Source organism: Myxococcaceae bacterium JPH2, assembly GCA_016458225.1.
GTDB lineage: Bacteria > Myxococcota > Myxococcia > Myxococcales > Myxococcaceae > Citreicoccus.
The window spans coordinates 111,742-126,849 of the sequence record JAEMGR010000016.1; the positions used below are offsets into that span (position 1 = coordinate 111,742).

The following is a 15,108-nucleotide window of genomic DNA, read 5'->3' on the forward strand; positions in this document are numbered from 1 at the left end:
CACAATTGATCAAGCCAGAGGTAAGAACCGTGAATGCATCTCGGGAAAGCTCAGGAATAGTCGCGTGAAGCCTGGGGCCGAGCTGACCTCATGACGCGAAGTCGTGAGGGACATCGCAGGGGCGCCCTGGGGTGGAGTCTCGCGCTCGTTCTGGGGGCGGTGCTGCTCGCGTGGAGTGTGCGCTCCGCCGCGCGCGATGCGCGGACTCCCGTGGCGTTGGCGCCCGTGGCGTATGTGGGCTCCGACGCGTGTCGCGCGTGCCATCCCGTGCACGAGGAGAGCTGGCGCCGCACGTTCCATCGGACGATGACGCAGGAGGCGACGGCCGACTCGGTGCTGGGTGACTTCAGCGGCGTGAGCTTGAGCGTGGAGGGCGTCACCTCGCGCTTCCTTCGCGAGGGTGGGCGCTTCCTCGTCGAGACGCGGGATGGCGAGGGGCGCATGCGCCAGCAGGTGGTGGCGCGCACGGTGGGCTCTCGGCGCGTGCAGCAGTTCCTGGTGCGCGAAGGCGATCGCTACATCCGCTTGCCCGTCGCGTGGGACATCGAGGCGCGGCGCTGGTTCCACTTGAGCGCGGGGTTCCTGGACCCCGACGGGTTGGACTTCAACGCGCACCGCTCGCTGTGGGACGGCAACTGCATCTTCTGCCACAACGTGAAGGCCCAGCCTGGCTACGACTGGGCGCGCGCCCGCTTCGACAGCCATGTGGCGGAGCTGGGCATCGCGTGTGAGGCCTGCCATGGCCCGGGGGCCGAGCACGTGGCGCGCAACACCTCGCCGGTGCGGCGCTACTACCTGCACTACTCGGGTGCCGCGGACCTTTCCATCCTGAATCCAGACCGCCTGGACGCGCTGCCTCGCGTGCAGGTCTGCGGGCACTGTCACGGCCAACGCACGCCGGAGCCGTTGGAGCGCATTCGCGAGTTCCTGTCGAATGGGGACCCATACACGGCGGGCGAGGACCTCGCGCGCTACACCGCACCGCTTCAGCGTGACAGTCACCTGAGTGGCGTGGACGTGTCGCTGCGCTTCTGGCGGGACGGCACGCCTCGGCTCACGGCGTATGAGTACCAGGGCCTGTTGCTCTCGAAGGACTTCCAGCGCGGCGGGCTGACGTGCACGCACTGCCATGCGATGCACGCGGGAGATCCCCGCGGGATGCTCGAACCCGAGATGCGTGGGCCCGAGGCGTGCCGGAGCTGTCACGCGGACATCGTCGCGCGCGCCGCCGAGCACAGCCGTCACCGCGAGGGCTCACCGGGCACGGACTGCTACGCCTGCCACATGCCGAAGCTGGTCTATGGCGTGATGACGGTGCATCCCTCGCATCGCATCCAGACGCCGGACCCCTCGCGCGCGTGGCGTCACGAGATGCCGGAGGCCTGCACCTTGTGTCACACCGACCGGAGCGCGAAGTGGGCGGCCACCACGCTTCAAGCGCAGCGGGGCCTGTCACCACGGGAGGACCTCCCGGAGGATTCGAGCTTCGAAGTCGCTGAGAGCCTCCGCGCGCTGCTCGCGGGGGATGTGGTGCAGCGCGTGGTCGCGGCTTCGGCGCTGGGCGATGCACGCAGCGCCACCGCTCAGCCTCTGGCGCGGCTCTGGGCCGTGCCCTTCCTCACGCAGGCGCTGGAGGACGACTATCCCGCGGTCCGGCGAGTGGCCTGGCAATCCCTGGAGCGGCTCGTGACCCAGGCGGGTGGGGTGCGCCCGGCGCTGGCGGGCGCGTCCGCACGACTGCCGCGCTTTGACTTCCAGGCGCCCGTTGCCGAGCGCGCCGCCGTGATTGCCCAGTGGCGAGCGTGGTGGGAGAAGTTGGACACGCGGGGCATTCCTCGCCCGGACGCGGCCGTCCCTCTGGACGACGCGCTGAGGCCTCAACCCCTCATCATCGAACAACTGCTTCGGCGGCGCGCGGCACAGCCCGCGATCCAGATAGGCGAGTGACGTGACGGACACGCAGACGCAATCGCGCACGGAGGGACGCTCGCGCGCCCATGCTCGCTGGGGGTGGACCCTCCTGTTCGTCTCGCTCACCTTCGGCGTGGTGCTGGAGGCGATGGAAGGCTTCCGATGGGCCCCGCTGGTGGGCGATGCCTGGGCGCATCGACTCTGGTCGCTGGCCCACTTTCATGGCGCGGCGCTGGGGGTGCTCCACCTCGTCTACGTGGGCTGGGCGGACGCGCCCGCGTTGAGCGAAGCGAGCCGGAGGTGGGCCTCCGGGCTCTTGCGTGCAGGCAGTCTGGCGCTACCGCTCGGCTTCCTGCTGGGCGGCATCGCGCATCCGGAAGGCGATCCATCACTCGGCATCGTGTTCGCGCCGGTGGGGGCCGTGGCGGTGCTCGTCGCGGTGGCGCTCCAGATGCTGGGCTCCTGGCGGAGCCGCGGTTAGCGCACGACGCTATCGGGTGCGGGTGCGCCCCACGGGCACGGGCGAAGACGCGGACCCGATGTCGGCGATGGGCTCGAAGCCGTGGACGTGTTGATCCACCTTCGCGACCTCTTCGAGTCCCTCCGCAATGGCGTCGATCTCGCCGTAGAGCTGCTGGAGTCCGTCCAGTGTGTTCGCGTCGGGTGAGGTGGCTTCGAGCCCCGCGCTCCGCAGTCGGACCAGCTGGGTCGACATGCCGTCCAGCGTCCACTGCAGGCGCGTCAGCTCGGCGTCCAGTCGGTCAGCGCTCTTCTGGAGGAGCGCGCGGTGCCGCTGTTGCTCGGAGATGGCCTGCACCGCGCTGCCGAGCGAGCGCTGCACGGCGGGGTCGGATGCGGCGTCGCGCTTGCGCTCCAACTCGGCCTTCTCTTGTTCAAGGAGGGACATCGTCTGGGGGGCTGCCTCGGCGCGCAGCAGCTTCTCGCGCGTGAGCACGCGGAGGCACATCTGCCGGAGGGCCGTCACCGTCGATTCGGACACGCCCATCGCCTTCCGCAGCTCGGGGGATGACTGGCGCAGCTCCAACTCCAGCCGGTCGCAGATGCCATCCAGTCGGACCTGACGGGGATCCACCTCGGCGCTCCGCGTGGGCTCCGTGGCGCGAGGCGACGTTGACGGCGCGGAAGAGGTCGCAGGGAGGCTCGCCCGAGTGGCCCAGGTCGAGCCGGGCATGAGGTGTTGCCCCGCGGGGACGTGCGCGCCTTCGGTCACCGTGGAGCCCGCGCCCACCACGCTCCCGCGTCCGACCACCGCGTCCTCGTAGACGGTCGAGCCCCACGAGACGATGGCTCCCTCCTCCACGATGGCTCCGTCCAAGACGGTGGAGCCCATGCGCACCACCGCCCCGCTGCGGATGATGGCGCCAGGACCGATGGTGGCGCCCATCTCCACGGTGGCGCCGGGCTCGACCACCGCGTCCTCGGCGATCTCCGCGCCCATGCCGATGCGCGCCTGCGTGGGATCCGCCGGCACGAGTCCGGCGGGCAGGTTGCTCGTGACGAGGTTGCTCGAGCGCCCCAGCGCCGCGATGCCCGCGAACACCCCGAGGATGAGCGCGGGAATCACCCAGGCCCAGTCGCCAGTGGAGAAGGCCACGGCGATGAGTCCCGCCGCCAACGTCACGCAGGCCGCGATGACGGGCACGTTCGGTCCGGACTCCCGCTGGACCGGGGGAGGGGAGGGCTGCTCGGAATTCAGCGCCGCGGCGAGGCGCGCGAGGCGGCGCTCACGCTCGACCGGATCGATGGGATGGGAACTCATGCCCAGACAGCAAGCCTCAACCCGAGTGCGAGGTCCAGTGCGGACGCGGAAGCGACCCGGGAGCGTCACGCGTCAGACGCGGAGGGAGCCTCCCTGCGAGGCCAGCGCCGAGGGATGCGAAGGGGACCGCAGCGCGGAAGTCGCCCCTGGAATGGACGAGGGCTTCGAGGGCGGGGCGGAGCATCTCCCACATGGCGACTTCGCTCGAAGTGATATCGTGGAAGATCGGAGAGGTGTGATGACTTCAGCGATGCGCGAGCTGTGGGCGGGGCTGGATGCGAACTTTCCCGAAGTGGCCTATCCCGACCCGGTCCCCGAGCGCTTCCAGACGCAGCCGTTGTTCGCGTTCGCGACGCGCGTGACCCAGGCCTACAAGGCCGACGCGAGAGCCGTCGACCCTGTCTACGCGGACTCATGGCGAGCGCTGCTCCAGCACGCGCGAGAGGTCTACGCGTTCGTGGAGTCGCGTCTGTCCATCACCTACTCGACGCGCACGGTGTACTCCGGCCCGGAGGACATCCTCGCGGACATGGAGCGAGGACGGCTGGAGATCAACACCGAGCACTGCGAGCACCCGCTGTGGACGCCCGAGGAGAACTGCATCTTCCGCGTCGCGCACGACATCGTGCCGCACGCGCGCTACCTGCGGACCTTCTCGCTCGAAGGGGAGGTGCTCGCGTTCCACGACCACGTGCGCCGGGCGCCACGCGAGGCGCGGCTGGCCCTGTTCACCGAGATCTGGAGCTACGCGGCGATCCGCTACTCCACCGGCGTGTATCCCGAAACCCAGAAGTGCGTCGCCTTCCCGGAGTTGCTCTCGGCGTATGAGCAGGCCTTCCTCCCGGCCGGCCCCGTGTAGCGCGAGCGCAGCCCGCTCCTAGTCAATGCAGGCGAGGGGGCTGACGGTGGACGTGATGGCGTAGGTGGTATCGATGGTCACGATGGAGTTGCCAGACCAGTTCTGGTGGCTGCACGTCCCCTCGGCGCTGGCCGGACCATAGGCCCAGGCGCCGTCGACGATGCGGTTGTCATGGATCTCCCAAGCAGCGCCCGAGTGCCACTCGGTGACGAGGGTGAAGGCGCCGCCCATCAGGAGATTGTCCCGCACGGAGACCCCGCCGACGTTGGGGTCCACCAGGTTCACCATGAACGTCGCGTCGATGCCGCGCGCGTCGACGGTGTTGTGCTCGAAGGCGAGCTGGGTGCAGGCCGCGTCGGGGCAGTAGGCTTGGAGTCCATCCGCGTGGCTGGCGGCATTGGCACACTGCTTCACGAACGAGTCGCGGATGGTCACGTTGTTGCCAGACATCCGGAAGCCGTCGTCATGGCCGCGCACGTGGACCCGCAGCGCGGAGTAGGAGGACTCGCCCACGCCAGGGGCGGTGATGCATCCGGTCGCCGGACCGACGGTCGAGTCGGTGATGGTGAACGGATAGTGATTGGGGCCGTCTTCGTTGATGACCGTGCCGTCGATCTGACTGTTCACGACGGTGACGTTGTTGGCGGCGATGAGGAGGTTCCCCGCGATGTGCTTGCCATCGATGACGGCACCCGCGGTGGTGACGCGGTAGGTGGTTCCCGAGTCATTGAGCGGCAAGTTCGTCAGCACCGTTCCCGGGGGCACGCCGGTGCAGTCCGGAGTGGGGTGATCCGGCAGCGGGCATCCCCGCGCGAGCGTCGCGGTGGACGTCTGGGATGGGGGCGCCGTCCCCGGCTGGGGAGCGCCGGAGACAGGCCCAACCTCCGGTGAACAGCCAGCCAGTGCAACCAACGCCACGACAAGGGGGAGTCCTGTTTTGGCCATGATTCCACGGCTTAGCGTGCGCCACGGGTCCGCTCAACCGAAATGCAAGACAAACCAGGCCCTCCTCCTTGATGCATGGATTTGGGTGGGAAAGTTTCAGACAAGCTGTTGTCTGTCAGTGCGTAGGCCGGGCAGGGGACGCGAAGTGCTCACGCGTCCCCTGGTCGCCGACGTGACGGAGGTCAGGCGGAGACCTCGATGCCATCACCCTTGAGGATGTCAGCGCGGAGGAAAGCGCCGTAGTCCACGTTCGGGCTCTGCGCGCGATCGAGCACGGCCAGGATGGCCCGACCCTTCTCGTTGGGACTGAGAATCTCATGCAGCTTGGTCCGGTACGCAGAGAGGTCCCTGTTGGCGGCGCCACCCCTCGCCTCGGTGGTGTTGAACGCCCGCGCGAGCGCTGTCGTCACTCGGTCTTGGTCGCCTCCCGTATACGACTTGAGCAGGTCCACGACGTCCTGCCCGTGGAGTCCGAAGCCAATGGCTGTCTTCGTCAACAGCGCGGTGGCGAGCGAGTCCAGCTTGACGTTGGGGTCCCTTGCCAGGTCTTGGAGTTGCGTGGGCGTGACACCGAGCGCTTGCAGTCGCTGGAGGTCATCGCTTCCAGCATTGATGACTTCCTTCGCTTGTTTGTCGTCGAGTCCCGTGGCGCGGGTGAGCAGCTCCGCCTGCTCCTTGGTGAGGTTCTTCTTCTCTTTGTTCCCGTCGATGACGGACGCCACCACGCCGCCAAAGCCATTGAGCGCCGCCCCCACGCCCTTGAGCAGCAGGCCACCCATCAGCCCCACCGGGCCCGCGCGCATGGCGAAATCCCCACCGAGGGACATTCCGGTGCCCACCAGTTCCAAGTAGCGCCCCGCATTGTCCGGTGACTTGAGGACAGCCTGGATGTCCTTCTGCATCTGGATGCCATCGGCGACGATCCCCAGCACGGGAGCGAACTTTGCGCCCGCATCGGCGCTGAGGTTCGCGAACCCATTCGCCATCGGGCGGAGCGTGCCGGCCGATGAGTATCGCAACGTGTGAAGCACTCCTGCGGACAACTCCAGGCCGCCATCCGCGAACGCCGCCGAGTTGCGGATGGTCTCCAAGTAATCTCCATCCTGAGCCGCCCCCACTGCCCCGAAGGCGCTCTGTGTGACGGCCATCACCGACACGGCTTTGTCGAAGGGGTTCTTGTCCCCCCATCCTGAGAGCAGCCGGCTCGCGGCGAGGGCATCGCGAGAAATGGGGAGTGGCGATGGGCCCGTGACGGCCAGAAGCATGCTGATGTCGTCCGCCACACCCGTCAATGCTGCCGCCCCCTTGAGCGGAGTCACGATGGCCGACGTCTGCTCATAGGCCGCCTTCTTCGCCTCCTCGGGACTGCCGCCAGAGTTGTTCGCGAGAATCTCCGCCTGGACAAGGGGCATCGCTGGCGCGAGGAACTCGTCACGAAGCTTCTTCTGGAAGTCCTTCCCCTGGTCCTTCTCCAGGGTCGCGAAGAACGGGTTCTGCTCCTTGGGGGCCTGGGCGACGCGGCCCATCCACTGGACGGCTTCATCGGCGTGGCCCGGGGCATGCGCCAGCCCCTTGTAGCCATCATAGAGCTGGCTGGCGGCGTCCTTGTCGCCGCCAGCTCCCGCGGCTTCGAGCGCGGCGTGATTGCGATCCAGCACCCCGGCCAGGTCGTTCGCCGCGGCATCGACCGCGTCGTAGACGTCCTTGTGCTTCTCCAAGAATGCCTTCTGGTATTCGGAGATTTGTGCTGGCTCCATCGCCTGGCCGAACTGGGCGAGGTCTGACTGCAGACGCGCGTCCATCTCCGAGGCCTTCTTCTGGGCGTCCTCCAGGTTGTCGGTGGAGCGTTCCACCTCTTTGAGACGAACCCCCGTCATCTCCTTCGCGGCCTGCGGCTTGCTCGCCTCGATTGACGCCATCGTCATGTCAATGAGGGCGCCGCGTCCCTCCTTCGCCAGGAGCTTGAAGGCATCTGACAGCGGCCCAATCTTGCTTGAGTCGGGAATGGCCTCGGCCAGCCGCGAACCGAGCTGGGCGCGTCCGGCAGGGCTGGCCGCTTCCGCGAGCCGAGTCAGTCGCTGGAGGTCATCCATCGCCTTGCCACCGGGAACGAGCGAGATGGGATTGTTTCCCTCCTTCACCACCGACTCAGAGATCTTCTTCAGCGTCTCGTCACTGCGAGCGATGAGGGCATCCGCATAGGCGGGGTCGTTCGGGTGATTCTTGACGAACTCCTCCAGCTTCTTGGTGGCCTTGTCCGAGCCATCCTTGGAGAACGCCTCTGCCACCTTCTCCGCATCCACTCGGGCGCTCTCCTCCGCGGGTGACGGCGCCGCGGTGACGGGCGGGACGTTGGCGGGAGGGACATTGGCGGGAGGCAGATTCGCGGGAGGAGCATCGCCCCCTGAGAGCGTGGATCCGTAGATTCGCGCGGGAGGATCGAACCCATCCTGGACCTGAGCGGGACCCGTCGTGGCCTGGGGCGCTTGCGTGGCTGCGGCGGGTGTCGTGGCCTGCTGCGTCTGGGGGGCCGCGGTCGGCCGGGAACGGACTCCGAAGTCAAAACCCATGGGAGGCTCCTACGAGGGGGAGAGGGACTCGTCCCCAGGAGGAGCGCGGTGGGATTTTCGTGGCGCATTATTTCCGGCGCGCGGCGGTCCGCTCACGCGCCAGGAGCGGGCCACGAGGCTCGGAGTTCAGCAGCCGCCGTGGGTATGGGTCCACGCATAGACCATGGCGCAGCCGGTCATGAGCGGGGCCAGACAGGCGAGCACCTTCAAGTGGGTGACGAGCCGCGCCAAGTCCGGTCTCGCGGGCTTCATTGCGAGCAGGGCCCACAGGGCGATGCCGGTCTGGACCATCCCGAGTGCCAGCGCGATGGGCTCGAAGATGAACAGGTTCCAACTCCACTCCTGCGCGACCGCCCACGGAAGCAGGGCAATGCCCACCAGACTGCTGACGCCCGTGCGCACCACTCCCGTTTGCTTCGTGGGGACCGCCCCGGACGGGGGCACCGTCTCCTGCAACGACGCGCTGTCTGTCATGGCCACTCCGATGACACGGAGAAAGTGATCCGGCAAAGCCATCGCTTCGCCGGATCGTGCGGATCAAGCGACGGGACTCACGGGGGCGTGGGGTCGCCTCCGCCGCTGCACGGCGTGCAGGTGTACCGCGTGGACGAGCCGTAGGGGATGCAGTCCGGGTAGTAGACGGAGCTGGTGGGGCAATACCCGGTGGGGCAGGGCAGATTGCACGTGTACCAGTACAGCGGTCCGATGGCTGCCTCCTGCGACACGAGCGACGAGGGACTGGAGTCTGGGGCAGTGGGCTCCGGAGCCTCGGATCCACCACAAGCGGTGAGCCACAACAACGCGCACGGCAGCATCAGGGTCTTCTTCATGCTTCCTCCGTGAGGCGAGGGACTGCGCCGAGTGCAGCGCGGCTGAGCCAAGCACGGGTGGGCCTGGAGTCTCAAATCTGTCAGACGCCTGCGGTAGTGTTCCGCCCGTCAATCCAACGACGTACCCGCCTGCTCGGGTGGGGCTTCACGCGGAGGCAGCTCTTGGGGTTTCACGTTTCCTGGATCGCGACGCGGGGCATCGAGATGGACGCGCTGTGGTCGGCATTCGGGCTGACGAAGGCACCGTCGGACTTCGACTCGGACAAAATCACCAGCACCGTCCTGCCCTCGGGTTGGAATCTCATCTCGTTCAACTCCATCAGCAATTACATCCGGGGCTATGACGAGGACATTCCGTGCGCGTTGTCCGAGCAGGGAGAGGTCCTTCAGTTGTACGCGGACGAGACCTCCATGTCGTCCCTCGCCCGGGGTTATCGCGACGGAGAGATGCTCTGGAGTATCGAGCACCACGCCAGTCTGAACCGCTTCCACATCGAGGCGACCGGTACGCCACCCCCTTGCTACATGGGGATTCGACAGCGATTGCTCGCGGAGCAGCGCGCCAAGGGCCGTGGCGTGGACTACGTCTTCTCGGTCCCTCTCGAGGTCTGCCAGACGTTGACGGGCTACCGTTACGACCATGTGTACGCGGGGACCCTGGAGAACCTCGTCGACATCGAGGACGCGTAGCCTCAGCACCTGTTCGCCGTCTCAGGATCTTGAGGCCGCCTCAACTCTCTGAGGCACGTGGGTGGGCCGTCTCCCAGGACGCACGGTTGGCACCCTCGTTGCTATCGCCGCGCGCTTTCCACTCTCAGGGGGACAGTTCGTGACGACCACGCGATTTCGCCAGCGCATCCATCCGATTCTCCGGCTCTGTCTCGCCACGTCGATGTGGCTCGCGGGCTGCGGTGGGGGAGATGTCACCGCTGACGGCGAGAGCGAACTTGACGGATTCAGCGAGGTCCAACTGAACCCGAAGGGGTATCCCGTCCTGGATGGCCTGCGCATCCCTTCCGCGCCGGATTCCATCGAGCTGCGGCAAACGGTCGCGCGTGTCGTGCCTGGCGAGCCATCGTTCATCACGGTGTCTCAATCGGGAGAGACCTGCGGAACGGCCACGGACGCCGCATTGTGTCAGGAGTGTCTGAAGCGGACGGGGGGCTCGAAGGGCTTCAATCCGGTCTGCGCGGAGACCTGCACGGCGTTCCACATCGTCACGACTCAAGGTGACGACATTCACACCTACGCCACGGTGAAGGCGCTCCGCATGCTGCTGGGGGACATCGACACGGCTCAGGAAGCCACGTTGCTCGTCTTCGCCTCGGGCTACACCTACGTCCCGCACCGGGTGGGCCAGGGAGGCGTGAGGGCCAATCCCGATGGCTCTTTTGATGTCATCGCCAATCAAGGCGCCGGAGGCCGCGAGGGCACGGACTTGAAACAGGTCGTGCTCCACGTCCAGGCCTCGGGAGACATCGAGGCGCAATCGCGCCCCATCCCGATGCGAGTGGAAGGCACCTGACCGGAGGGAGGGGCCCGCGTGACGCAAGATGACGTGAGTCCCGCCCAGGTGGGCCCCTTGGGCGGGGAGATGTCTTCAAGACGCTGAAGTCACGGTGAGTCTCGGCGAGCCCTGAAGCTGGACGCCGAGGTGTGGCTCTGGCATCGCCGTTGCTGTGCCGGCAGGTGTCTCACTGCCCTGGAGCCTCCTCGTGAATACACCCCGCTTGCGCCATCTCTTCTCCCGGGCGTTACGTGCTTCGTTTGCCACCCCGCGGGTCCTGGAGGGCTGCGGTCAATTTGTGGACCTGGATGGCTACTCGCCCGCCGAGTGCAGCACCTCGAGCCTGGGGCTCGACGAACTGCCCCCTGCGTCCCTTGCTGGACGTCATCCTGGACAACGCGGTGGAGGGCTGCGTGCGCGAGACCTGTGGTGCGCTCGTCGCTCACCATCAGGCGCTGAAGGCGCGGGATGCCGAGGTCCGCGAGGCCATGGTCCGGATCGCCGAAGACGAGACGCACCACGCGGAGCTGTCTTGGGACATTCACCAGTGGGGCAGCCCTCGGCTGTCGCCGCAGGAGCAGTCCGCGGTGCGAGAAGCTCAGCGACGCGCGGTCGCGCTCCTGCGCGAGGAGATGGCGGCCCCCGTGGATTCCCGCCTCGTCTCCGAAGTGGGCCTGCCCACGCCGCAGGTCGCGATGACCTTGCTCGACACGCTGGATTCCGGGCTGTGGTCCTGACGCCGGTCGCCAGGCAGCGTATCGACGCGTCGGTTGTGTAGAGGCCCAACGGAGGAGGCGCGGGCGCCTCGCGAATCCGAGCGTGCCGTTCAGGGGCAACGGCACGCCCTGCGCCTTCGCCCAGGCGGATCCAGCACCTCCCTCGCTATGGGGCGTTGAAGTTCACTTTCAGGTCGTAGGTGCCCGCCGCGCTTCCGTAGACCAGGAAGTAGACGTTCTTCACCGCGGCCGGCACCGTCATGAGGCACTGCTCGGTGGCGGTTCCGGAGTTCGAGCGACAGGTGTAGTTGACCAGGGTGGGGGGCTGAGACCATTGGCCATACAGGTCTGGGTTCCCCGTCCCGGTCATCGTGGCCAGGATCTTCTTTCCTGCTGTGACGCAGAGCGGGCCATACAGGATCTGCTCTCCCGCCGCGATGTTGCCTCGCATCGCCGGGTCGTACGTGGCGGACGTGAACGAAGCCTTCAGGGTGACGTTGGTGTAGTCCGCCTTGCCATACACCATGATGTAGTACCGCCCGGGCGTCGGGGCGACGAACGCACAGACCTCTTCATTGCCAGGAAGCGCGGACTGACAATCAAAGGTGGTGAGCGTGGGCTGCGCCCCGAACCTCACATACAAATCCGCGTTGCCCGTGCCGCCGCTCAGGGTGATGGTGAGCTTGCTCGGGGTGGACACCAGCGAACGGGCATCCGGAGCGCCCGGGGCGAACTCCGTGCAGGGCGCGCCATCTGGCGACTTCGGCACGACGAACTCGGCGTACAGCGCGCCGCCCGTATCGCCACCCAGTCCGGACACGGGCACGTTGTTGGTCAGCTCCAAGACTCCGAGGGGCGCGACCCCCACGGCGCGCCACGCGCCCTCGATGGAGTGGGTCACCCCGGAGCCATAGCCCAGGATGTCCGAGGCCTGTTGCGTGTAGAGCTTGGCCTGTTCGAAGGTGGTGTTGGGCGTGAAGAGGTTCGTGTTGGCCCAATAGAAAATCTGTCCGGCCTTCTCGAGTCCAATGCCTGTCACGATGTTGGTGGTCTTGCCGCGCGGGTGGCTGCCACCCTGCGCGAGCAGATAGAAGGCCAGATTGGCGATGCCAGAGCTGTAGTGCACATCCGTGCCGGTCGTGTAGCTCGGGTAGAAATCGAGCGAGGCGCCATCCAGCGCCGGGTCGTTCATGTAGCGGATGGCGTCGTTGGGAATGGCGGGCGTCCACACGTCGTCGCCAATCTTGTACACGCCGCTGTCAATGACCCAGCCCTTCATCCAGGACTCGCAGAAGGCGGAGAAGATGTCACTCAGCGACTCGCTCAGCGCACCCGACTGGTTGGAGAAGGTGAGGTTCGAGGTGTAGGTCGTCACGGCATGGGTCAGCTCATGGACCGTGACGTCCTGGGACTTTCCCAGCGCGATGGCGTTCACGCCGTCACCGTCGCCGTACACCATCTGGGTTCCATTCCAGAAGGCGCCCACGTAGTTGGAGCTGTAGTGCACCGAGCTGCGGAGCCGCGCGCCCGCTCCGTCAAACGAGTCACGGCCGAAGTTCTGGAAGAAGCACTGGTAGAAGGTGCCCAGGTGGCCGAAGTTCATGTCCACGTGGGTGTCGCCGGTGGCCGAGCTTCCCTCGGAACGTCGGAGCGTTCCGGGCAAGGAGGTGCCGTTGTTGGCGGAGTACACCTGCCGATTCAGCGCCGTCTGGATCTGCGAGTGGACGGCCAGCCGAGTGCCCGTCTCCGCGTCCACGTACACGCGCTCATCGACGGGGAGCTCACCGCGCTGTCCGGTGACGCGCACCTCATAGGCCAGTCTCATCGGGCGGTCGTCTTCGCCCAGGAAGTACACGAGCGGAGCAGGGCGCTCGACCTCGGGAGCCGTGACGTCCAGGTCGTGCACCGCGACGCGCAGGGCCACGGCTTCCGAGATCGAAGGCGTCACCGCCGCCGTCACGCCGTCGCGTGCCGAGCCGTTGGCCGCATAGATGCGTCCGGTGACGTCCGCGTGGAGGAGCAGCTCGCCGCCCACGACGCGGAGGCCGTTCTTGAACTGCTGGAAGCGCAAGTGGCGATGGCCCATCGCGTCGACGTTCACGCTCGACAGGGCGAGGTCCTCGGCGCGCAAGCGGAACGCGGGGGCAATGCCTCGCAGCGACGCCTGAACTCGAGGCGCGGCGCGCAGTTGCTGCGCCTCCGAGCCACTGTCGATTCGCCCGAGGTCGCCTCGGATGAAATAGGGAATGCCTCCTTGCGTTCCCAGGCTCCGCGCATCGTGCAGATTCTTCAGCGCGGCCTGGATGTCCTGCTCGCTCGTCGCCTGCGCATCCGCCGAGGCTTCCGCTGACATGCCGCCCATGCAAAGCGACAGGCCAGCCCAGGCTGCCCATAGACTTCTCAACGCGCTTGTCATCGAAGACTCCCCCACTTCGAGTGATGCCTTATTGTGGCGAATTGCTGCTTATTCGTGAATGTGGGGCGAGTGGGGTGCGGCGTCAGCGTTGTATGGAAATGCCGCTGCATTCAGACACGGCGGAGGAGGGCCGTGTCGCTGGAGTGCGGGGGCTCGGAACGCCACGATGTGCGTCTGCGCCGAAGGCGGCAGGGGAGGCCCGGCGGGTCAGCGAGCGTTGGGCATCGCCTCGAAGGGCCAGGGGTGGACGGCTTGGGGATCCGTCTGGGGTTGCCTCCCGAGCCTCATGTCCGCGAGTTCCTGCGCGATTCTCCAGGGCGTCCACCCGCGGCGGTTCGTCAGGACGATGACGGTGAGGCGCCGCTCCGGGTACTTCACGATGGCATTGGTGAAGCCGCACGTCTCGCCATGGTGAGACAGGCGTCGGAGGCCCTGGTCGTCATCGACGAACCAGCCAAAGCCATACGTGGATACCGATCCATCGGGAAGAACCGGCGGAGTCCATGCCTGGGATTGAAGGTCCGCGTGAAGGATGCGGTGCTCCTCCTGGGCCACGTCCCACGCGGCGAGGTCATCGATGGATGAGTAGATGCCGCCATCGCCCAGGACAGCGCTGGTGGGGCTCTGGTCCGAGGGGACGAACCCGCTGGGCGCGGGGGCGTAACCCAACGCACGGTGTGGGACGGTGGAGATGCCCTCTTCGTGGGCCACGGTGGTGGCCATACCGGTCGGGAGGAAGACTCGCTCGCGCAGGAATTGGGCGAAGGGCATGCCGCTGACCTGCTGCACGATGAGGGCAAGCAGGGCGTAGCCCGAGTTGCTGTAGCGAACCTGCGTCCCTGGCGGGAAGTAGGTCTGGTCCGTGCGGGCAATCAGCTCCAGCACATCGCGGTCCTTGACCTGGACAGGGTGGGTATCGGGGACAAAGGCCTCGTAATCCCAGACGCCGGATGTGTGCTGGAGGAGGTGGCGCACACGCACCTCGCGCAGCGCTGGCGGGAAGCCCGGGAGGACGTCAACGACGCGATCGTCGAGCCGCAGGCGTTGGTCCTGGACCAGCAACAGGATGGCGGTGGCCGTGAACTGCTTGGACAGGGAGGCGAGTCGGAAGTGGCTCTCGGGCGTGGCCGGCACCGGGGCGAGGAGTTGGGCCTGCCCGTAAGCGCGGCGAAGAACGACGTGCCCATCCTGGACCACGATGACACTGGCGCCCGCTTGTTCCTCGCCCGTGTACTCACTGAACAGGGCATCGACCGCGCCCAAGTCCCACATGGAGGAGGTGCGAGTGCTCACCGCGGTGCTGGCGCATCCGACGGACAAGGTCAGGACACCGACGGCGAACAGCGAGAGGGGGCGGGGACCGAGGGGCATGTCCAGATGATGCGGACTTCCGCCAACTCCCGTCGAGTCCATCCATGCCCCACGCGATTGGCCATACCTGCTTGGATGGGTCAAACCCCCACGTTGTATGGGGACGGCCCGATGGGATTGGAGCCCGCTAATCCCGTTTGAAATGTCTATGCCTGGAGCGCCGGGTAACAAGAGAGTACGGTGCAAGGCAGAGGCTCATGACC

13 protein-coding genes are annotated in these 15,108 nt (G+C 66.9%); 6 read left to right on the forward strand and 7 right to left on the reverse strand.

Going from position 1 to position 15,108, the window contains the following annotated elements:
• The first annotated feature begins 90 nt into the window (after window positions 1–90).
• Together JGU66_23905 and JGU66_23910 are read left to right on the forward strand one after the other, a co-directional pair.
• Complete coding sequence (locus JGU66_23905) at window positions 91–1,947, forward strand: hypothetical protein (GenBank protein MBJ6763829.1); 1,857 nt, start codon at window positions 91–93, stop codon at window positions 1,945–1,947.
• A 1-nt stretch (window position 1,948) separates the two neighbouring features.
• The gene (locus JGU66_23910; GenBank protein ID MBJ6763830.1) at window positions 1,949–2,392 is read left to right on the forward strand and encodes a hypothetical protein; all 444 of its coding nucleotides are present in this window, start codon (window positions 1,949–1,951) and stop codon (window positions 2,390–2,392) included.
• 9 nt (window positions 2,393–2,401) lie between these two features.
• Here the strand turns inward: JGU66_23910 and JGU66_23915 are convergent, their stop codons facing one another.
• Complete coding sequence (locus JGU66_23915) at window positions 2,402–3,691, reverse strand: hypothetical protein (GenBank protein MBJ6763831.1); 1,290 nt, start codon at window positions 3,689–3,691, stop codon at window positions 2,402–2,404.
• 238 nt (window positions 3,692–3,929) lie between these two features.
• Between JGU66_23915 and JGU66_23920 the strand changes: the two genes are divergently transcribed.
• The gene (locus JGU66_23920; protein ID MBJ6763832.1) at window positions 3,930–4,550 is read left to right on the forward strand and encodes a hypothetical protein; all 621 of its coding nucleotides are present in this window, start codon (window positions 3,930–3,932) and stop codon (window positions 4,548–4,550) included.
• An 18-nt stretch (window positions 4,551–4,568) separates the two neighbouring features.
• Here JGU66_23920 and JGU66_23925 read toward each other — a convergent pair whose 3' ends face one another.
• From JGU66_23925 to JGU66_23940, 4 genes are all read right to left on the reverse strand, one after another.
• A complete protein-coding gene (locus tag JGU66_23925) occupies window positions 4,569–5,468 on the reverse strand; it encodes a hypothetical protein (protein MBJ6763833.1) in 900 nt (299 codons plus the stop codon).
• 209 nt (window positions 5,469–5,677) lie between these two features.
• Window positions 5,678–8,065, reverse strand: a complete 2,388-nt coding sequence (locus JGU66_23930; protein ID MBJ6763834.1) for a hypothetical protein — start codon at window positions 8,063–8,065, stop codon at window positions 5,678–5,680.
• A 126-nt stretch (window positions 8,066–8,191) separates the two neighbouring features.
• Window positions 8,192–8,539 (reverse strand): hypothetical protein, encoded by a 348-nt coding sequence (locus JGU66_23935; GenBank protein ID MBJ6763835.1) that lies wholly within the window; start codon window positions 8,537–8,539, stop codon window positions 8,192–8,194.
• 77 nt (window positions 8,540–8,616) lie between these two features.
• Window positions 8,617–8,895, reverse strand: a complete 279-nt coding sequence (locus tag JGU66_23940) for a hypothetical protein (GenBank protein ID MBJ6763836.1) — start codon at window positions 8,893–8,895, stop codon at window positions 8,617–8,619.
• 162 nt (window positions 8,896–9,057) lie between these two features.
• Between JGU66_23940 and JGU66_23945 the strand changes: the two genes are divergently transcribed.
• From JGU66_23945 to JGU66_23955, 3 genes are all read left to right on the forward strand, one after another.
• Window positions 9,058–9,585, forward strand: coding sequence for a hypothetical protein (locus tag JGU66_23945; GenBank protein ID MBJ6763837.1), 528 nt, complete (start codon window positions 9,058–9,060; stop codon window positions 9,583–9,585).
• Between the two features lie 139 nt (window positions 9,586–9,724).
• Complete coding sequence (locus JGU66_23950) at window positions 9,725–10,420, forward strand: hypothetical protein (GenBank protein MBJ6763838.1); 696 nt, start codon at window positions 9,725–9,727, stop codon at window positions 10,418–10,420.
• A gap of 290 nt (window positions 10,421–10,710) precedes the next feature.
• On the forward strand, window positions 10,711–11,139 hold the full coding sequence (locus tag JGU66_23955; GenBank protein MBJ6763839.1) for a hypothetical protein: 429 nt from the start codon (window positions 10,711–10,713) through the stop codon (window positions 11,137–11,139).
• A gap of 145 nt (window positions 11,140–11,284) precedes the next feature.
• Here JGU66_23955 and JGU66_23960 read toward each other — a convergent pair whose 3' ends face one another.
• Entirely contained in the window at window positions 11,285–13,534 is a 2,250-nt protein-coding gene (locus JGU66_23960) for a M4 family metallopeptidase (protein ID MBJ6763840.1), read from the reverse strand.
• A 207-nt stretch (window positions 13,535–13,741) separates the two neighbouring features.
• Complete coding sequence (locus JGU66_23965) at window positions 13,742–14,905, reverse strand: beta-lactamase family protein (GenBank protein ID MBJ6763841.1); 1,164 nt, start codon at window positions 14,903–14,905, stop codon at window positions 13,742–13,744.
• Between the last annotated feature and the right edge of the window lie 203 nt (window positions 14,906–15,108).